The organism is Noviherbaspirillum sp. FW303-A3, assembly GCF_058788695.1.
The window spans coordinates 2636534-2654801 of the sequence record NZ_JBYTAZ010000001.1 but is presented as its reverse complement, the minus strand read 5'-3'; the positions used below and the strand labels follow the sequence as shown (position 1 = coordinate 2654801).

Here is an 18268-nt window from a genome sequence, read left to right as displayed (position 1 = left end):
CAGAAGTGAAAGAGTGGATCGGGAAATCGGAAACGCGCAGCGACATCATCACGGCAATGCCTGTCGCTGCCATGCGCGCGACCCTCGACAGGGCACCGGAGATTCCGGACCCGGGCACCGTACTTCCGCCGCTATGGCATTGGCTTTACTTCCTGCCCTTGCACGCACGGTCGGAACTCGGACAGGACGGGCATGCAAGGAAAGGCGGTTTCCTGCCGCCCATCCCTTTGCCGCGTCGCATGTGGGCCGGCGGCAGGTTCGTGTTTCATCACAATCTCCATGTCGGCGATACGGTCACGCGCACCTCGACCATTGATGATGTCAGCACGAAATCCGGCCGCAGTGGCCCGCTGACCTTCGTCAAGGTCAGGCATGACATCCGCCTTGACAGGACCGGAACGCTGGCATTGACCGAGTTCCACGACATCGTTTACCGCGAAGCGCCGAAGCCGGGCGAAGCGCAGGTGGAACCGCGGCCGGCCCCGGACGGCGACTTCGAACAGACGATCGTCCCAGACGATGTCCTCCTGTTCCGCTACTCGGCACTGACCTTCAACGGCCATCGTATTCATTACGACCGCCGGTACGTCACCGAAGTGGAAGGCTATCCGGGACTGATCGTCCACGGCCCCTTGATCGCCACCTTGTTGCTGGAACTGCTGCGATCCGAACGCCCTGACGGCTGGGTCAGGGAATTCGAGTTCAAGGCGATACGTCCGGTGTTCGACACGGCGCCGTTTCAGGTGTGCGGCAAGGCAGAGCCAGACGGTCAGACATACCGCTTGTGGACCAGGGATCACGAAGGCGCCATCACCATGGAGGCGACAGCAGTCGTTATTTGATATGAAACCACTTGAAGGTATCACTGTCGTCACGCTGGAACATGCGATCGCCGCGCCATTCGCCACCCGCCAGCTTGCCGACCTCGGCGCGCGGGTAATCAAGGTTGAGCGACCCGGCGTGGGGGACTTTGCCCGCGGCTACGACGAACGTGTAAATGGGCTGTCGTCGCATTTCGTCTGGACCAACCGATCGAAGGAAAGTCTCACGCTTGACGTCAAGCACCCGGAGTCGCAGCGCATCCTGAAGCGCCTGATTGCCGAGCATGCCGACGTCGTGGTGCAAAACCTGGCGCCCGGCGCGGCCGCCCGGCTCGGTCTTTCCCATGAAGCACTGTCCGAGCAAAAGCCGCAAATCATCGTCTGCGATATTTCCGGGTACGGCAGCGATGGTCCCTATCGGGACAAGAAGGCCTATGACCTGCTGATACAAAGCGAGTCCGGGTTCCTGTCCGTGACTGGCACGGAAGACGCTCCGGCAAAAGCCGGCCCTTCCATTGCAGACATATCGGCCGGCATGTACGCGTACAGCGGCATCCTGGCGGCGCTGCTTGAAAGAAATCGCACGGGCCGCGGCCGGCATCTCGATATCTCCATGCTGGAATCGATGACGGAGTGGATGGGGTATCCCATGTATTACGCCTACGACGGCGCGTTACCGCCGCCGCGCACCGGCGCCAGCCATGCCACGATCTATCCTTACGGACCGTTCCCGACCGGAGATGGCAAGGAAGTGATGCTGGGTATCCAGAATGAACGGGAATGGGCCATGTTTTGCAACAAGGTGTTGATGCGCCCCGAGCTTGCAGACGATCCGCGTTATTGCTCCAACTCCCGGCGCTCTGCCGCCCGCGCAGAAATAAGGGCGCTCATCGTCGCTGCATTCGCCGGTATCAGCGCAGAAGAGGCGGTGCGGCGGCTCGAACAGGCGCAGATTGCCAATGCACAAGTCAATACGATGCATGAGGTCTGGAAGCATCCCCAACTGCATGCAAGACGACGCTGGAGCGAGGTGCAATCGCCCGCCGGCAGCCTGCCGGCCCTGCTGCCGCCGTGGCTCGAAGGCGGAGAGCAGGCGCGGATGGATCCGGTACCGGCGCTCGGCGAGCACACGGAGCAGATTCTTGCTTGCCTCGGTTATGACGCAGCGCGCATTGCGGCATTGCGCGTCGAAGGCGCCATCTAGAGGAGGGAATATGACTTTCCCGGTGAGTTACCTGTTTGTGCCCGGCAATCGTCCGGAGAGATTCGACAAGGCGTTGTCGTCCGGCGCCGACGTCGTGATCATCGATCTCGAAGACGCGGTGCCGGAGACGGACAAGCCCGGCGCCAGGGACGAGACAAGGCATTGGCTGGATTGGCATAGCGAGCAAGGCTCCGGGATGCTGGAGAGCGGTCGCATCATTGTCCGCATCAATGCCGTTGGCAGTGTGCACGCGGACAACGACCTTGCGCTGTTGCGTCATGCGCCGCCGGTGGGCGTCATGCTGGCCAAGGCCGAAAGCGCGATGCAGATCGACCAGATCAGATCGGGCGTGGAGCCGGGTCGCCAAAAGCTGCCGTTCATGATTCCCCTGGTGGAAACGGCGCTGGGCGTGCTGAATATCCGGGAGATCGCCAGCGCGCCGATTGTGCAGCGCATTGCCTTTGGCACGCACGACTACATCGCCGACCTCGGCTTGTCAGGGGACAAGCGTGGGTTGCTGATGCCGGCATCGCAAATAGCCATCGCATCCAGGGCGGCGGGTATTGCATCCCCTATCGGCGGCGTCACCACCGACATTGCATCAACCGAACGCTTCACGGAAGACGTCGCCTTCGACAGCGCGTGCGGATTCGGCGCCAAGCTCTGCATCCATCCCGCACAGGTTGGCATGCTGCACGCCGCAATGGCTCCGGACGAAGCGCAGCTGCAGTGGGCGCATCGCGTGCTCGCCGCAGTCCCGGCAGAAGGCGGCGCCGTGCGGGTCGACGGTGCCATGGTGGATCGTCCGGTCATCCTCAGGGCGCAAGCGATCCTTGCACGTGCTGCCAAAACCGCAATTTAACCATTGGAGCGTTACATGCCATCCACCATCATAGACTCGGCAATCTTCGGCAACATATTCAGCACGGCCGCCATGCGCGGCGTCTTTTCCGACGAAAACCGTACCCAGAAATATCTTGACATTGAAGCTGCGCTGGCGCGCGTCCAGGCACGCCTGGGAATCATTCCCGAAGAGGCGGCGAAAGAGATCGTGCGGAACTGTTCGATCGACAGGATCGACATGGACAAGTTGCGCCAGCAGACGGAACGCATCGGCTATCCCGTACTCGGCGTGGTCCAGCAACTGGTCGAGCTTTGCAAGGACGGGCTCGGCGAATGGTGCCATTGGGGCGCCACCACGCAGGACATCACGGACACGGCAACCGTGCTGCAGATGCGCGAGGCGCTGGCGCTGATCGATGACGAGCTGGCTGCCATTTCCGCTGCGATGGCTTCGCTCGCACAGCGTTATCGCGATACGCCGATGATCGGTCGCAGCAACCTGCAGCAGGCGGTGCCGGTATCGTTCGGATACAAGATGGCCGGCCTCCTGTCCTCCATCGAGCGCCACCGTGAGCGCCTCGAACAGCTCAAGCCGCGCGTCCTCATGGGAGAGTTTGCAGGTGCAGCGGGAACCCTGGCATCCCTGCAGCACGGCGCGCTGGAAACCCAGACCGAACTGATGAAGGAGCTTGGTCTACGGCAGCCGGATATCGCCTGGCACACCATACGGGACACCATTGCCGAAGTCGGCTGCTTCCTGGGCATGGTGTGCGGCACGCTCGGAAAGCTGGCGATGGATGTGAAGCTGATGATGCAGACCGAAGTCGGTGAAGTGTTCGAGCCATTCGCCCATGGACGCGGATCGAGCAGTACCATGCCGCAGAAGCGCAACCCGATCTCCTGCTGCTACATCCATGCCTGCGCTTCCGTGGTGCGACAACAGGCAGCCGCACTGATGGATGCGATGATCGCCGACCATGAACGTTCCACCGGTCCGTGGGAAATCGAATGGATCGCGCTGCCGGAAGCCTTCCTGCTTTCGGCCGGGGCACTCGCCCAATCGCGCTTCCTCCTGGAAGGCCTGGAAGTAGACGCGGGCAGGATGCGTGCCAATCTTGACATGACCAATGGTCTGGTGGTGTCAGAGGCCGTCATGATGGGCCTCGCTCCCTTCCTGGGACGCGAGTATGCGCACGACCTGGTGTACGACATTTGCCGCGATGCAGTGGCGCAGGACCGTCCGCTGCTTGACCTCCTTGCTGCACATCCGGAAATCGTCAAGCACCTCGACCGCGAGGCGCTCGCCGATCTGTGCGATCCGGCGAGATACATGGGTCTGTCCGGCGTCATGGTGGATCGCGTTCTCGCCACACTGCACCGGTAAGCAAGTGCACCGCGGACAGATATTCCGCGGTGCAGGCAAGCCAATCGATGAACTTTTTGGGCGCTTGTGCTGCGCTTTGAAACCATGTCTTCACTCATTTTCAAAACCTCGCTCGAAAACGAAAAATACATGGCCATGCCGACCGTGCAGACTGCATCGCATCAGGGCTACAAGGCCGTGGTGGTGGTCGCCGTGCGGGACGATTTGTCGGGCGATTCGTCGCGCTACAGCATGTCGGGCGAATTCACCAGTTACCAGGACGCACTTCTTGCGGGCAGGCGTTTTGCACAAGAGCTCATCGAAACGTTGCCGTAGCGAGCACGGAATAAAGAAAAGAATTTCTCGTCAGGAGACAAGTGATGCCATCGTTCATTCGCGATCCCAAGGATTTCTGGTCCGGGGTCATATTCGTCATCTTCGGCCTCGCTGCCGTCATCATCGGGCGCGATTACTCGATGGGTTCTGCCGGGAGAATGGGACCTGCTTATTTCCCGACCATTCTCGGTGGATTGCTTGCCCTGATCGGTTCGATCGGGATTATCCGGTCCATGGTCAAATCCGGCGGCGCGGTAGGGCGTTTCGCCGTTCGTGAAATCCTCCTGGTCATGCTGTCGGTCGCCGTATTCGGCGTCCTGGTGCGTGGCGCGGGTCTGGCAATCAGCGTCATCCTGGTGGTGATGGTCAGTGGATACGCGAGCATCAAGTTCAAGGTCGGCCCCTTCCTGGCGGTTGCGGTCGGGCTGGCGGTGTTCTGCGTGCTGATTTTCGTCAAGGCGCTCGGCTTGCCGATGCCCATGTTCGGGCCCTGGCTCGGTTTCTAAGGGGAAGACGTCATGGAAATTCTCAGCAACCTGGCGCTCGGCTTCGAAACCGCCCTCACACTGTCCAACCTGTTGTATTGCCTGATCGGCGTCTTCCTCGGCACCGCCATCGGCGTGCTGCCCGGCCTCGGCCCGGTCGCCACCATCGCGATGCTGTTGCCGGCCACCTTCTCGCTGCCGCCGGTTTCTTCGCTGATCATGCTGGCCGGCATCTATTACGGCGCCCAGTACGGCGGTTCCACCACTGCTATCCTGGTTAACCTGCCCGGTGAATCATCCTCGGTGGTGACCGCGCTTGACGGGCACCAGATGGCAAAGAACGGCCATGCCGGCAAGGCGCTGGCCACCGCGGCCATCGGTTCCTTCTTCGCCGGCACCGTTGCCACCGTGCTGCTGGCCCTGTTTGCGCCGCCGCTGGCCGACTTGGCGTTGACCTTCGGCCCGGCCGAATACTTTTCGCTGATGGTGCTGGGCCTGGTCGCTTCGGTCGTGCTGGCGCATGGTTCGCTGCTGCGCGCCATCGGCATGATCGTGCTCGGCCTGCTGCTGGGCCTGGTCGGCACCGACGTCAATTCCGGCACGCCGCGCTACACCTTCGACCTGCCGCAACTGGCCGATGGCATCAACTTCGTGGTAGTGGCCATGGGCATGTTCGGCCTGGGCGAAATCATCTCCAACCTCGAGCATGAGGAATCGCGCTCGCTGGTGATGAAGAAGGTGACCGGCCTGATGCCGACCAAGGATGACCTCAAGCGAATCGTCGCGCCGATCCTGCGCGGCACCGGCCTGGGCTCGGTGCTGGGCATCCTGCCCGGCGGCGGCGCGATGCTGGCGTCCTTCGTGTCCTATTCGATCGAAAAGAAGGTGTCGAAGAACGCGGCCAATTTCGGCAAGGGCGCCATCGAAGGCGTGGCCGCGCCGGAAGCCGCCAACAATGCCGGCGCGCAGACTTCGTTCATCCCGATGCTGACCCTGGGCATTCCGTCCAACCCGGTGATGGCGCTGATGATCGGCGCGATGATCATCCAGGGCATCCAGCCGGGACCGGCGGTGGTGACCGAGCAGCCGGCCTTGTTCTGGGGCATCATCGCTTCGATGTGGATCGGCAACTTCTTCCTGATCGTGCTGAACCTGCCGATGATCGGCCTGTGGGTGCGCATGATCATGGTGCCGTACCACTTCCTGTTCCCCGGCATTCTCGTGTTCTGCGCCATCGGCGTGTTCAGCCTGAACAACAGCGAGTTCGACGTGTACCTGATGGCGTTGTTCGGCCTGTTCGGCTACATCTGCTCGAAGCTGGAAATGGAACCGGCGCCGATGCTGCTGGGCTTCATCATCGGCCCGATGATGGAAGAGTACCTGCGCCGCGCGCTGCTGCTGTCGCGCAGCGACCCGATGGTCTTCCTGCAGCGGCCGATCTCGGCAACCATGCTGGTGCTCGCAGCGCTGGCGATGATCGTCGTGCTCAGCCCGAACCTGCGCAAGAAGCGCGAGGAAGCGTTTGTGGAGTGAGTCGATAAGGCTTGAGCGTCGGCAGTGAAGGCATTCGCCCGGCTTGTTCTTGTCATGCACCGGTCGTGGAAAACGCCGCGGGCGATGGGCGAACCCTCCTGCACATCACCGCTTCAAACCGAACTCCTGCGCTTGTCTCCCGTACTCGTCCACGGTTTTGTTCACGTAAGCTGTCAACGCATCGCCTGTCAGGGAAAACGGGTACAGGCCGTGTACCGTGCGCAGTTGCTCGAAGGTCGGCTGGGCCATCATTCTTTCGAACGCGCCCACCCACTTGCGGTAATCCGTGTCGGTCACGTTCGGCCCCATGTAGACGCCGCGGATGATTGGCCAGACAAGGTCGAATCCTTGCTCGCGGGCGGTCGGGATGTTAGCCAAGAGGCCGGGCAGCCGCTTGTCCGCCATCACTGCAAGCACGCGGATCTTGCCGCCGCCCATGTGCAGCGACGCCTCGGACACATCGCCGGATACCGCCTGCACATAACCGGCAAGCAGTGCGGTAAAGGATTCCCCGCCGCCCTCGAAGGCCACGAAGCGCAGCGACTTCGGTTCGCTGCCCACCTGTTTCGCGAGCATGGCCACCTTCAGCCAGTCCTGGCTGCCGATCGTGCCGCCGGCGCCGATGGAAATGCCGGATGGGTTGCGCTTGATCGCATCCAGCAGGTCGCGCAAATTCTTGTAGGGCGAATCCTCGCGCACGGCAATCATGCCGTAGTCCGTGCCCAGCGCCGCGACCCAGCGCACGTCGGACGCCGACACCTTGCCGTACTTGCCCTGCGCCAGATTCAGCAGCGAGCCGCCGGAGAAGGCGACCAGCGTGTCCGGTTCGGCACGCCGTTGCGACAGCACCGAATTCCACGCCACCGCGCCGATGCCGCCGGGCAGGTAGCTGATGCGCAGCGCCGGATTGACCTGCGTCTGCTTCGCCACCGGTTCCAGTCCCTTGCGCGCCAGCTTGCAGGTCAGGTCCATGCCGCCGCCCGGCTTGGCCGGGACGATGCATTCCGGCGCGCGCAGGGACTCCGCGCCTGCCTGCGCGGCAAGCAGCAACACCAATGGGAAGAGCCATGCGCGAATTGTCATTTTGCATCTTTTTTGTCATGCCGGATGACGTCATTCTTGCCGATATTCGCCGGCGCGACAAACCGCGCCGCTTTTCCAAACGGGATGAAGTTGAGTATGATGGGCAACACCGCTGCGGACTACATGCAGGCATCCCGGAGCGGTGCAATCTTCCACCTTACTCCGTTGCAGCTTTCAGTCTGCTTTCAAAGAGAGTGTTATGAACTGGATTGGGGGGCGCGTTCTTGCGAGAAGGGATGCAGTGCTAGGCGCGGCGCGCCGCTCAGGCTGGGGGCCTGCGCAAGCGCCGCAACAACGCAATGCGTCCCTTCTCGCAAGAACCCGAAGGGCAGCCTCGATAACCGGCCGACTGCGGTGTTGCAGCTCCTTGCCGTGGAACCACCACGGCGCGTCGCTGCGCCTAGCATTCGGCCGGTTCTCGAGGCTGCGCGACCCCCAATCCAGTTCATAACACCCTCTTATGCGAATCCTCCTGGTCGAAGACCACGCCGAACTCTCGCGCTGGATCAGCAAGGCGCTGCAGGACGCGCGCCTGACGGTCGAATGCGCGATGAACGGCGCGGATGCCGATGCGCTGCTCCATACGCAGGAATATGCGCTGGTGATCCTCGACCTCACCCTGCCGAAGATGGACGGGCTGGAAGTCCTCAAGCGCATGCGTGCCCGCGGCAGCAAGACGCCGGTGCTGGTGCTGACCGCGCGCGGCGGGCTGAACGAGCGCGTGCAGGGCCTCAACCTCGGCGCCGACGACTACCTGGCAAAACCCTTCGAACTCGTCGAACTCGAAGCGCGCGTCAAGGCGCTGCTGCGCCGCTCGCAGGGCAATGAAGCCGTCGTATTGAACTGCGGCGCCCTGTCCTTCGACACCGTCTCGCGCATGTTCACCTATGGCGGCGCGCCGCTCGCGCTGACCCCGCGCGAACATTCGGTGCTCGAAGTCCTGATCACGCGCGCCGGCCGCGCTGTGCCGAAAGAGAAACTGTTCGACGAAGTGTTCGCGCTCGACGACGATGCCAACCTCGACGCGATCGAGATCTACATCCACCGCCTGCGCAAGAAACTCGAGCGCGCCGAACTGGGCCGGGTTGCGATCACCACGCTGCGCGGCCTTGGATACCTGCTGGAAGAAAAGCCGCAGTGAAGCCCGTGTGGATCGGCAGCCTGCGCGGCCAGTTGCTGGCGTGGATGATCTTTCCGCTCGCCATCCTGGTCGCCATCGATGCGGTCACGGTGTATCACGCCTCGATCGAGGCGGCCGACCTCGCCTATGACCGCTCGCTGCTCGCCTCCACCCGCGCGCTGTCGGAGCGCGTCTCCATCGTCGACGGCAAGGTCGTCGCGGATGTGCCCTACGTGGCGCTCGACAGTTTCGAGACCGACACCCTCGGCCGCATCTACTACAAGGTCACCGGCATCAACGGCGATTTCGTATCCGGCTACGACGACCTGCCGCCGCTGCCGAAGAACGCGCAACGCTCGCAGGCCTATCCCGCGCTGGTCTACTTCTACCATGCCACCTATCGCGGCGAGCCGGTGCGCATCGCCGCGCTCTACCAGCCGGTGTACGACGATACGATTCGCGGCATCGCGCTGATCCAGGTCGGCGAATCGCTGGAGGCGCGCCGCGACCTGTCGCGCAAGATCCTGTTCGACACGCTGCTGCGCGAGGCGCTGCTGGTGCTGGCCGCCGCCGTGCTCGTCTGGTTCGCGGTGCGCTTCGCGCTGCGCCCGCTGATGCGGCTGACCGACGACGTGGAGGCGCGCAAGCCGACCGACCTGTCCGATTTCAATCCCGACCTCGTGCACAAGGAAGTGCGCCCGCTGGTGGCCGCCATGAATGGTTACATGGCGCGCCTGCAGACATTGATCGCCGGCCAGCGCCGCTTCATCGCCGACGCCTCGCACCAGCTGCGCACGCCGCTCACGGTGCTCAAGACCCAGGCCGAGCTGGCATTGCGCGAGAACGATCCCCAGGCCATGCGCGAAATCGTGCACGGCATCGGCGCCACCACCGACGCCACGGTGCACCTGGCGAACCGCCTGCTGTCGCTGGCCCGCGCCGAGCACGGCGCCGCCGAGGGCGAGCTGCAGCCGCTGTCGCTGAGCGACCTGTTGCGGCAGGTCGGGCTGGAACTGGCGGTGGAAGCGGTCAAGAAAGACATCGACCTGTCCTTCGAGGGCCAGCGCGACGTGCAGGTGCGCGGCCACGCGCTGCTGCTGCATGAAATGCTCTCCAACCTGGTCGACAACGCGATCCGCTACACGCCGCCCGGCGGCAGGGTGGCGATGCGGGTGTTCAAGGTGGACGTGCCGATGCTGGAGGTCGAAGACAGCGGCCCCGGCATTCCCGAAGCCGAACGCGAGCGCGTATTCGCCCCCTTCTATCGCGCCGTCTCGGCGCAGGCGGTCAATGCCGCCGGAAGCGGGCTTGGGCTGACCATCGTGCGCGACATTGCGGCCATGCATGGAGCGAAAGTCGAGTTGTTGGACGGCGCGCAAGGTGCCGGATTGAAAGTCAGGATACTTTTTCCCCACTGACATCCCAACATTCGTGCAGCTTTGCAACCTTATGTAAAAGTCCGCGTCTAAACCGGCTTTTGCGCCTACGTTTCAAGTAAAACTGCGCGCTTCTTGTGTAAAGGAACATCCATGGAGCGATTCTCCCGCTCGGCCTTGCTTGCCCTCCTCGCCTCGCTCGCCCTTGCCGCTTGCGGCGGTGGCGGCGACAGCAACGGTACCGGCGTCACGACGCAGAACGCGGCTGCCGTCAACGAACCCGGTGCGCCCGTCGCCACCGGCAACACGGCGAACGACGGCGTGGCCTGGTTCAACTACCGCCGGGCGCAGGCCGGCGTTCGCACCCTGGTGCGCGCTCCCATGGCGGATACCGCCGCCCAGTTGCATTCGGAATACCAGAAGATCCACAACGTCATCACGCACGAACAAACAGCGGGCACGACCGGGTTTACCGGCGTGACGGTCGGCGACCGCCTGACTGCCGCCGGCTACCAGTTCCGTTCCGCCTACGCTTACGGCGAAGTGCTCTCCGCCACGTCGGATACCTCGGGCGTCAATGCAGCCGAAGACCTGATCGCGGCCATCTACCACCGCTTCGTGATCCTTGACCCGGTGTTCCTCCAGGTCGGCGCTGGCGCCGCGACCGTGCGCAACGGCGCTACGTACTTCACCACCAACTTCGTTGCCGATCGCCTCAACGCCGGGCTTGGCGCAGGCAGGTTCATCGTCTATCCCTTCTCCGGCCAGCAGCGCGTGCCGCGCAATTTCTTCAGCGACCACGAGGTGCCGGATCCGGTGCCATCCCGCAACGAAGTCGGTTACCCGGTCAGCATCCATGCCGACATCACATCGACCATCGAGGTGCAGGCCTTCAGCATCCGTCCACGCGGCGGTACCCCGCTCCAGGTGCAACTGCTGCAGAACCGCAGCACGTCGGCAGCCGCGGCCGATCCGCTGACGCCGCCTTCCGCCGCCGCCATCGTCCCGCTCGGCGTGCTGTCTCCGGGCACCACCTATGACGTGCAGTTCAGCGGAAGCGTGGACGGCGTGGCTGTCAGCCGGGAGTGGTCGTTTACGACACAGTAGTTCCGGGAGTGCTGCCAGCCCGGCATGAATCTGATATTGTGTTTCCCGATAACAAGGAGACACGTTAACGCGCCGCGCGTTTGACCTGCCCTTGCTATCGGGGAGGGGATCACCAACGGGCGGCACGATGACGGCAAGGCCACAAACAAACCCATCTGCGCACGACGACTATGAACTGTTGAGTGCCGGCTTTGACGCGACCGGCATCGGCGTTTGCTTTCTTGACGAAAAAGGCATCTTCCTTCGCGTCAATCCCGCTTTTTCGCGCATGCTCGGTTTCGCGCCGGACGAGATCGTCGGGCACCCCTGGACGCTCGCCGCGCCGCCCGAGGTCGCGGCCTACGGGCATCGCTTCATCGCAGAACTGTTTTCCGAACGGCCGCGCCTGCCTGACGAGTGGCGAGTGCGCCGCGCCGACGGCAGCCTGCTGACCGCACTGGTCAGCTTCCAGATGATCACGGTGGCGGGCGGACTGCGCCGCATGGTCGTCACCTTCACCGACATCGACGCGCGCAAGGCCTCCGAGGAATCCGCGCTGCGCCGCTCGCAGGACCTCTACCGCAACGTGGTGGAAAACGTCAGCGAAGCGATCGTGGTGGTGCAGGGCGACCGCCTTATCTATTGCAATCCGCGCACCGCCGCGCTGTCCGGTTTTGCGCTCGACGAACTGCTGCAGATTCCCTTCACCTCGCTGATCCATCCCGACGACCTCGCCGAGGTCATGCAGCGTTACCAGCGCCGCATGAACGACGCGCCGCCGGGATCGCGCTATGCACAGTTTCGCGTAGTGCGCCGCGACGGCGAAGTGCTGTGGGTCGAATCGAGCGCGGTGCGCATCGACTGGGAAGGCAAGCCCGCGATGCTCGCCTTCCTGTCCGACCAGAGCGAGCGCAGGCGGCAGCAGGAAGCCCTGATCAAGTCCGAAGAACATCACCGCCAGGTGGTCGACAACGCCACCGAAGGCATCCTCGTGATGCAGGACGGCCGCATCGTGTTCGCCAACGCGCGCGTGCTGCAGATGACCGGCTACGCCCACGACCAGCTGATCGGGCAATCGCTCGGGCACGACGTGCATCCGGACGACCGCCCCATGGTGCTGGACCGCTATGCGCGTCGCATGCGCGGCGAAGAGGTCGAGCAGAAGACCTCCTTCCGCGTCGTCAACGCGATTTCCGGCAACACCGTCTGGATCGAGGTCGCCGCCGTCACCATCGAATGGGAAGGCCGGCCCGCCGTGCTGGCCTTCGTCAACGACATCACCGAACGCAAGGCGCTCGAAGACAAGCTCAAGCAGACCTTGGCCGAGCGGGAAACCATTCTCGAAAACTCCATCGTCGGCATGATCTTCCTGAACGCCGCCGGCCGCATCAACTGGGCCAACAGCGCGCTTTTCCAGATCTTCCGCGTCGGCCCCATGGACCCGATCGGCAAATCGCTCGAACCCTACTACCCGTCGCGCGAGGACTACCTGAAGACGGGCGCGGCGGTGGCCGACGCGGTGCGCCGCGGCGCCTCCTTCGAGGCCGAACTGCAGATGCGGCGCGGCGACGGCACCCTGTTCTGGGCCTACCTGTCCGGTCGCGCGGTCAATCCGCAAGATCTCTCTCGCGGCACGGTCTGGGTAGTCATGGACATCACCAAGCGCCGCCAGCTCGAGATCGACCTCAACAAGTCCGAAGAACACCACCGCCAGGTGGTCGACAACGCCACCGAATGCATCCTGGTCGTGCAGGACGGCCATATCGTTTTCTGCAATCCGCGCCTGATGCAGCTGACCGGCTACACGCAGGAAGAGTTGTTCGAGCTGCCTTTCTCCGCCGCCATCCATCCCGAAGACCGCCCGCTGGTGGTCGACCACCACATGCGCCGCCTGCGCGGCGAAAAGGTCGAGCAGTACTACCAGTTCCGCATCATCAATGCGCAGACCAATGCCGTGATCTGGGCGCAGCTCTCGGCGGTGATGATCGAATGGGAAGGAAAACCGGCGACGCTGTCCTTCATGACCGACGTCACCGAGCGCAAGCGCCTCGAAGACAGCCTCAAGCACAGCATGGCGGAACGCATCCGCCTCGAAACGCTGCAGATCCAGGCCGAGCTGAAGGAAGCCGAACTCGCCCGCCGCCACGCTGAGGAAACCACGCGCGCCAAGTCGATGTTCCTGGCCAACATGAGCCACGAAATCCGCACGCCGATGAACGCCATCATCGGCATGTCGCACCTCGCCTTGCGCACCGGGCTCGATCCCAAGCAGCGCGACTACATCGAAAAAATCCGCAGCGCCGGCCTCTCGCTGCTGGGCGTGATCAACGACATCCTCGACTTTTCCAAGATCGAGGCTGGCAAGCTCGACATGGAACATGTCGCCTTCAACCTCGACGATGTGCTCAACAATGTTGCCACCGTTACCGGCGCACGCGCGCATGAGAAACGGCTGGAATACCTGTTCCAGTTCCCGCTCGACATTCCGCGCGGACTGGTCGGCGATCCGCTGCGCCTCGGCCAGGTGCTGATCAACCTGGTCAACAACGCGATCAAGTTCACCGAAGAAGGCGAAGTCTTCGTCGCTTGCCGCCGTCTCGACATGAGCGCCGGCAAGATCCAGCTGCAGTTCGTCGTGCGCGACACCGGCATCGGCATGTCGGCCGAGCAGACCGGCAAGCTGTTCCGCGCATTCAGCCAGGCCGACGAATCGACCACGCGCAAGTACGGCGGCACCGGGCTCGGCCTCTCGATCTCCAAGCGCCTGGTGGAACTGATGGGCGGCACCATCTGGCTGGAGAGCGAAGTCGGCGTCGGCACCACCATCCGCTTCACCGCCTGGTTCGGCTTGTCTGAAGCGCAGGAAAGGCAGAGCCTGCCCCCCCAGGGGATCGACGGACTGCGGGTGCTCGTCGTGGACGACCACCCGGCGGCGCGCACCGTGCTGGCCGACAGCCTGGCTGCGCTGCCGGTCAGCGTCGACATCGCCCGCAACGCCGGCGAGGCACTCGACATGATCTGCAACGCCGACGCCAGTGCGCCGTATTCCGTCGTGTTCACCGACTTCGACATGCCAGGCATGGACGGGCTCGACCTCATTGCCGCCGTCAAGCACGACGACACGCTCAGCGCGCCGCCGCGCATGATCCTGCTCACCGCCCATGGCCGGGAAGAGGCGCGGCAGCGCGTCGAGCACATGAAGGCCGACGGCTTCCTGCTCAAGCCGGTCAATACCTCCAGCCTGGTCGATACGCTGGTCGAGCTGTTCGCGCCGCGCACGCGCATTGCCGCTGCCGGGGTGCCGGAGCGCATGCCGCGCTTCCGCGGCCTGAACGTGCTGCTGGTCGAAGACAACGAGATCAACCAGCAGATCGCCATCGAACTCCTGCAGGCGGCCGGCATCCGGGTCGAGGTCGCCGCCAACGGACGTGTCGCGCTCGATCGCCTGATGACCGGCGGTCAGCGCCGCTACGGACTGGTTTTCATGGATGTGCAGATGCCGGAAATGGACGGCCACGAAGCGACGCGGCGCATCCGCGCCGACGCGCGTTTCGCCAGTCTGCCGGTCCTGGCGATGACGGCCCATGCCCTGGTCGAGGAGCGCGAGCGCTGCTTCGCCGCCGGCATGAACGGCCATCTCGCCAAGCCCATCAATCCGGTCGAGCTGTATGCGGCAATTGCCCGCTGGTGCCCGCAATACGTGGTGCGCGACGACGGGCAGGATGTTGCGCCGGCTGCCGCGCACGGTGACGCCGGGCTGGTGATCGACGGTATCGACGTGCAGGATGGATTGTCCCGGACGCTGGGCAACCGCGAATTCTTCCTGCAGATGCTCGCCCGTTTCCGCGACAGTCATTGCGACGCCGCGGCCGACATCCGCAGCGCGCTGCGGCAGGACCGCGAACTGGCCGAACGCCTCGCCCATTCGCTCAAGGGTGTGGCCGCCCTGCTGGGCGCCGTCGAGGTGCGCGAACTCGCTACACAGCTTGAGAAATCCATCCGGCACGGCACGCCGGACAGCGAACTGAATCCATGGCTGGACGAACTCGATGCCATGTTGAGCGCACTGTCCATCGCGATCGGGAAAGTGCTCCCGGGGGCGGAACCCGTAGTTGCGCGGATCGAGGACGACGCTTACGATCGTGAAGAAGCGCAGACCGCCATTTGCCGTTTCGGCGGCCTGCTGCGCGAAAGCGACGGCGACGCGGTCGACGCCTTCGACCGCTCTGCCGGGCTGCTCGCGGCGGCGCTCGACGCGCGCAGCTGGAGCGACATCGAGCGTGCGGTCACACGTTACGATTTTGACGCGGCACTGGCCGCCTTGCGCACGGGCGCGAAGGCCGCCGGCTTCCGGGTCGACTAGGAGACGAGATGGGCAACCTGTTCACATTCGCGCACAAGCCGACGATCCTGCTGGTCGACGACACCCCGGACAACATCACCCTGCTATCGACGTTGCTCAAGGACAAATACAAGCTCAAGATCGCGACCAATGGCGTGAAGGCGCTGCAGATCGCCAACACCGCGCCCCATCCCGACCTCATCCTGCTCGACGTGATGATGCCGGAAATGGATGGCCACGAAACCTGCCGCCGCCTGAAGGCGGAGCCGCAGACGGCCGACATCCCGGTCATTTTCCTGACCTCGCGCACGCGGCCCGAGGATGAGGAGTTCGGTCTCTCCCTCGGCGCAGCGGACTACATCATGAAGCCCATCAGCCCGCCCATCGTGCTCGCGCGTGTGACGACGCAGCTCCAGCAGCAGCGGGCGCGCCAGCTGCTGCGGGACCAGAACAGCCATCTCGCGCACCTGGTGGAAGAGCGCACGCGGCAACTGATGCGGATACAGGAAGCAGGCGCACCGGCGCGGGATCGCGACAATGACAACGGCAGCGGCAGCCTTGCCGGCCGCATGCAGGCTTACGTCGAGGCGCTGGGCGAACGGTTGCGCGAACATCCGCGCTTTTCGCGCGCGCTCGCGGACGAGAACATCGGGCTGGCGGCGCGGTTGACGGCGGTGGTCGGCGTGTACGACGCCCTGGTCTCGCGCGAGGCGGGCGAACCGGGCTGCAGTCACGAAGAAGCCGTGCGCATCATGCGGGAAGGCGGCAGCCATTTCGATCCCGACGTCCTGCATGCCTTCCTGCACATCGAAGGAAGCTTCCGTGCGATCGCGCAGCAGAATCACGGCGACACCGTGCAGCAATCGGCGGCTTAACGCGACAGTAACCGGGGAAATGCCATGCCCAATCCTGCCAATGTCAGTGTCCTGATCATCGACGACAACGACGTCAGCCGCTCCATGCTGCGCCACATCCTCGCCAGCGAACGCTATCGCGTGGTGGGTGAGGCCGGCAACGGACGGCTCGGCCTGGAACTGGCGGAACGCCTCAAGCCCAACATCATCTGCCTCGACATCAACATGCCGACACCGAACGGCATCGAGGTGCTCAGGCAGGTAAAGGAAAAGTTGCCGCAATCCGAAGTGCTCATGGTGACCGGCAACAACGACCGGGAATCGGTAACGGAAGCCATGCAGCTCGGCGCCGCCGGTTATATCGTCAAACCGTTCAACCCGACGACGCTCCTGCGCACGCTCGAACAAGCCGTGCTCAAGCTGCCCACCACCGCCTGACACGTCCATGGCCCTCAACCGCAACCGCCTCCGCGCCTTTCTGTGTATCGCCGCATCGGCAGCCGTCAGCATCGGCCTGATTGTCTGGGCGGTACAAGAGTTCCTCTAGCTTACCCACATTTCCTGTGCCCAAATCTGTGGACAACCCTGGATAACGTTGGTTAAGTACATGATTTTCAATGAAATTGTTCCGTTGATGAAAATCAATGCACGCTGCTTCGCGAACATCCTCCCGCAGCCACAGTCCTAACAGCTCATGCTATGGAGGGGATGATGGCAGCCATCAAATACACCAAGGCGGACTGGATCGCGCAGGCCGATATCCAGGAAGAAGCAGGCGGCAAATTCCGCGGCGTCGTGATGATCAGCCACCAGAACGGGGCCGCGAGCGAGGACCGGCAGCACACGGTGGACGCGCCGTCAGACAGCCCCGAGCAGGCGCTCGAGCAGGCGGTCGCCCTTGCGCATCGTCTCCTCGCAGGCGTGCCATGACTGCTTGCTCGGTGGGTAGTAGCAACAATGCAACGTGCAAGGAAGCGCCATTTGATTATTCGCAAAGTCGTGTGCATTTGCGAAGCGGGCAGGTATTACTGTTCTCTCAGGAACCCTAGAATACGTGCCGGCATCCTCCCCCTCACGTAATACTGCACTCCGATGCGTTTCCAGCGTTGTATCAATTCCAGTTGCCTGCGCCCCTTCCAGGTCAATGAATTCGGCGGGCACACGGCCGAATTCCGTGGCTACATCACTTGTCCGCATTGCGGGCATTCCCTCGCCGCCGCCGCAGGCAGCGTCTTCCTCGTTCATGCGATGAGTCCGGAAGAAGAAGCGAAATTCAACCTCGATCACCCCTTTGCGCGAGAACTGCAGTTGCCCACATCTGCCGTGGACAACATTGTGGACAACCGGGGATAAGCATTGCTATATCCATGATTCACAAGGGAAATTTTCCCTTGATTAAACGCAAGGCAGCGTGGGGCGCAGCCTGCCGTCATGCCGCGCGCAGGGAGCTGTTGCTTCGCAGCCGCTCGATGATGAGCGCGGCATGCAATCCGGCCGCCGCTTCCAATGCCTGTCCCCAGTTGTCCTGAAGACGTGCCACCGAATCCTGCATCATGCGGAACGCAATCAGCGCGGCATCCATCGGCGTCGCCGCGCCCGCGCGAGCGGCTTCGATCTGCTCCAGCAGCCTTTCCAGCGAAGGACGATGCCGCAGCGGCGCATCATCGACCGCCTCGCGCAGCATGTGGCGCCTGAAATCTTCAAGGGCTTCAGGATCGTGGCGGTACAAGGCCACCAGTACGTCGAAATCCGGGAGGGGGGTCGTCATTGATCGGGCTCCTGTAGGTCACGTAACTACAGGTATATCGCCCTTGCCATTTTG

General features: G+C 63.3%; 18 protein-coding genes. 16 read left to right on the top strand and 2 right to left on the bottom strand.

What is annotated here, in order from left to right; all coding sequences use genetic code 11:
• Positions 1-56 precede the first annotated feature (56 nt).
• The 7 genes from AC3WOY_RS12835 (at position 57) to AC3WOY_RS12805 (ending at position 6585) form a co-directional block, all read left to right on the top strand.
• The gene (locus tag AC3WOY_RS12835; RefSeq protein WP_492429289.1) at positions 57-842 is read left to right on the top strand and encodes an HTD2 family dehydratase; all 786 of its coding nucleotides are present in this window, start codon (positions 57-59) and stop codon (positions 840-842) included.
• A 1-nt stretch (position 843) separates the two neighbouring features.
• Positions 844-2025 carry a CaiB/BaiF CoA transferase family protein gene (locus AC3WOY_RS12830; RefSeq protein ID WP_492424313.1) on the top strand — a complete coding sequence of 394 codons (1182 nt, stop codon included), beginning with the start codon at positions 844-846 and terminating at the stop codon, positions 2023-2025.
• A 10-nt stretch (positions 2026-2035) separates the two neighbouring features.
• Complete coding sequence (locus AC3WOY_RS12825) at positions 2036-2887, top strand: HpcH/HpaI aldolase/citrate lyase family protein (protein WP_492424311.1); 852 nt, start codon at positions 2036-2038, stop codon at positions 2885-2887.
• 15 nt (positions 2888-2902) lie between these two features.
• On the top strand, positions 2903-4252 hold the full coding sequence (gene pcaB, locus AC3WOY_RS12820) for a 3-carboxy-cis,cis-muconate cycloisomerase (RefSeq protein ID WP_492424309.1): 1350 nt from the start codon (positions 2903-2905) through the stop codon (positions 4250-4252).
• A gap of 84 nt (positions 4253-4336) precedes the next feature.
• Positions 4337-4567, top strand: a complete 231-nt coding sequence (locus tag AC3WOY_RS12815) for a hypothetical protein (RefSeq protein ID WP_492424307.1) — start codon at positions 4337-4339, stop codon at positions 4565-4567.
• Positions 4568-4611: 44 nt separating this feature from the next.
• Positions 4612-5073, top strand: a complete 462-nt coding sequence (locus AC3WOY_RS12810; protein ID WP_492424305.1) for a tripartite tricarboxylate transporter TctB family protein — start codon at positions 4612-4614, stop codon at positions 5071-5073.
• Positions 5074-5085: 12 nt separating this feature from the next.
• A complete protein-coding gene (locus AC3WOY_RS12805; RefSeq protein WP_492424303.1) occupies positions 5086-6585 on the top strand; it encodes a tripartite tricarboxylate transporter permease in 1500 nt (499 codons plus the stop codon).
• Positions 6586-6690: 105 nt separating this feature from the next.
• On the opposite strand, the gene AC3WOY_RS12800 is transcribed toward AC3WOY_RS12805, so the two are convergent.
• On the bottom strand, positions 6691-7668 hold the full coding sequence (locus tag AC3WOY_RS12800) for a Bug family tripartite tricarboxylate transporter substrate binding protein (protein ID WP_492424301.1): 978 nt from the start codon (positions 7666-7668) through the stop codon (positions 6691-6693).
• Here AC3WOY_RS12800 and AC3WOY_RS12795 point away from each other — a divergent pair.
• From AC3WOY_RS12795 to AC3WOY_RS12755, 9 genes are all read left to right on the top strand, one after another.
• Entirely contained in the window at positions 7653-7871 is a 219-nt protein-coding gene (locus AC3WOY_RS12795; protein WP_492424299.1) for a hypothetical protein, read from the top strand. The genes AC3WOY_RS12800 and AC3WOY_RS12795 overlap by 16 nt on opposite strands.
• A 257-nt stretch (positions 7872-8128) precedes the next feature.
• Positions 8129-8809, top strand: coding sequence for a response regulator (locus AC3WOY_RS12790; RefSeq protein WP_492424297.1), 681 nt, complete (start codon positions 8129-8131; stop codon positions 8807-8809).
• Positions 8810-8853: 44 nt separating this feature from the next.
• Positions 8854-10206 (top strand): sensor histidine kinase, encoded by a 1353-nt coding sequence (locus AC3WOY_RS12785; protein ID WP_492429287.1) that lies wholly within the window; start codon positions 8854-8856, stop codon positions 10204-10206.
• Positions 10207-10317: 111 nt separating this feature from the next.
• On the top strand, positions 10318-11271 hold the full coding sequence (locus AC3WOY_RS12780) for a CAP domain-containing protein (protein ID WP_492424295.1): 954 nt from the start codon (positions 10318-10320) through the stop codon (positions 11269-11271).
• Positions 11272-11398: 127 nt separating this feature from the next.
• Positions 11399-15613 carry a PAS domain S-box protein gene (locus AC3WOY_RS12775; RefSeq protein WP_492424293.1) on the top strand — a complete coding sequence of 1405 codons (4215 nt, stop codon included), beginning with the start codon at positions 11399-11401 and terminating at the stop codon, positions 15611-15613.
• Between the two features lie 8 nt (positions 15614-15621).
• Entirely contained in the window at positions 15622-16467 is an 846-nt protein-coding gene (locus AC3WOY_RS12770; protein WP_492424291.1) for a response regulator, read from the top strand.
• 24 nt (positions 16468-16491) lie between these two features.
• Entirely contained in the window at positions 16492-16884 is a 393-nt protein-coding gene (locus AC3WOY_RS12765) for a response regulator transcription factor (protein WP_492424289.1), read from the top strand.
• A 270-nt stretch (positions 16885-17154) separates the two neighbouring features.
• The gene (locus AC3WOY_RS12760) at positions 17155-17376 is read left to right on the top strand and encodes a hypothetical protein (protein WP_492424287.1); all 222 of its coding nucleotides are present in this window, start codon (positions 17155-17157) and stop codon (positions 17374-17376) included.
• Between the two features lie 162 nt (positions 17377-17538).
• Positions 17539-17799 (top strand): hypothetical protein, encoded by a 261-nt coding sequence (locus AC3WOY_RS12755; protein WP_492424285.1) that lies wholly within the window; start codon positions 17539-17541, stop codon positions 17797-17799.
• Between the two features lie 76 nt (positions 17800-17875).
• Here AC3WOY_RS12755 and AC3WOY_RS12750 read toward each other — a convergent pair whose 3' ends face one another.
• Complete coding sequence (locus AC3WOY_RS12750) at positions 17876-18214, bottom strand: DUF3135 domain-containing protein (RefSeq protein WP_492424283.1); 339 nt, start codon at positions 18212-18214, stop codon at positions 17876-17878.
• Positions 18215-18268: the final 54 nt, after the last annotated feature.

Coding starts and splice junctions, on each gene's coding strand:
- AC3WOY_RS12805 (WP_492424303.1), top strand. CDS start 5,086: ATGGAAATTCTCAGCAACCTGGCGCTCGGCTTCGAAACCGCCCTCACA.
- AC3WOY_RS12815 (WP_492424307.1), top strand. CDS start 4,337: ATGTCTTCACTCATTTTCAAAACCTCGCTCGAAAACGAAAAATACATG.
- AC3WOY_RS12765 (WP_492424289.1), top strand. CDS start 16,492: ATGCCCAATCCTGCCAATGTCAGTGTCCTGATCATCGACGACAACGAC.
- AC3WOY_RS12750 (WP_492424283.1), bottom strand. CDS start 18,214: ATGACGACCCCCCTCCCGGATTTCGACGTACTGGTGGCCTTGTACCGC.
- AC3WOY_RS12775 (WP_492424293.1), top strand. CDS start 11,399: ATGACGGCAAGGCCACAAACAAACCCATCTGCGCACGACGACTATGAA.
- AC3WOY_RS12810 (WP_492424305.1), top strand. CDS start 4,612: ATGCCATCGTTCATTCGCGATCCCAAGGATTTCTGGTCCGGGGTCATA.
- AC3WOY_RS12835 (WP_492429289.1), top strand. CDS start 57: ATGCCTGTCGCTGCCATGCGCGCGACCCTCGACAGGGCACCGGAGATT.
- AC3WOY_RS12780 (WP_492424295.1), top strand. CDS start 10,318: ATGGAGCGATTCTCCCGCTCGGCCTTGCTTGCCCTCCTCGCCTCGCTC.
- AC3WOY_RS12785 (WP_492429287.1), top strand. CDS start 8,854: ATGATCTTTCCGCTCGCCATCCTGGTCGCCATCGATGCGGTCACGGTG.
- AC3WOY_RS12790 (WP_492424297.1), top strand. CDS start 8,129: ATGCGAATCCTCCTGGTCGAAGACCACGCCGAACTCTCGCGCTGGATC.
- AC3WOY_RS12830 (WP_492424313.1), top strand. CDS start 844: ATGAAACCACTTGAAGGTATCACTGTCGTCACGCTGGAACATGCGATC.
- pcaB (WP_492424309.1), top strand. CDS start 2,903: ATGCCATCCACCATCATAGACTCGGCAATCTTCGGCAACATATTCAGC.
- AC3WOY_RS12795 (WP_492424299.1), top strand. CDS start 7,653: ATGCGCGAATTGTCATTTTGCATCTTTTTTGTCATGCCGGATGACGTC.
- AC3WOY_RS12770 (WP_492424291.1), top strand. CDS start 15,622: ATGGGCAACCTGTTCACATTCGCGCACAAGCCGACGATCCTGCTGGTC.
- AC3WOY_RS12755 (WP_492424285.1), top strand. CDS start 17,539: ATGCGTTTCCAGCGTTGTATCAATTCCAGTTGCCTGCGCCCCTTCCAG.
- AC3WOY_RS12825 (WP_492424311.1), top strand. CDS start 2,036: ATGACTTTCCCGGTGAGTTACCTGTTTGTGCCCGGCAATCGTCCGGAG.
- AC3WOY_RS12760 (WP_492424287.1), top strand. CDS start 17,155: ATGATGGCAGCCATCAAATACACCAAGGCGGACTGGATCGCGCAGGCC.
- AC3WOY_RS12800 (WP_492424301.1), bottom strand. CDS start 7,668: ATGACAATTCGCGCATGGCTCTTCCCATTGGTGTTGCTGCTTGCCGCG.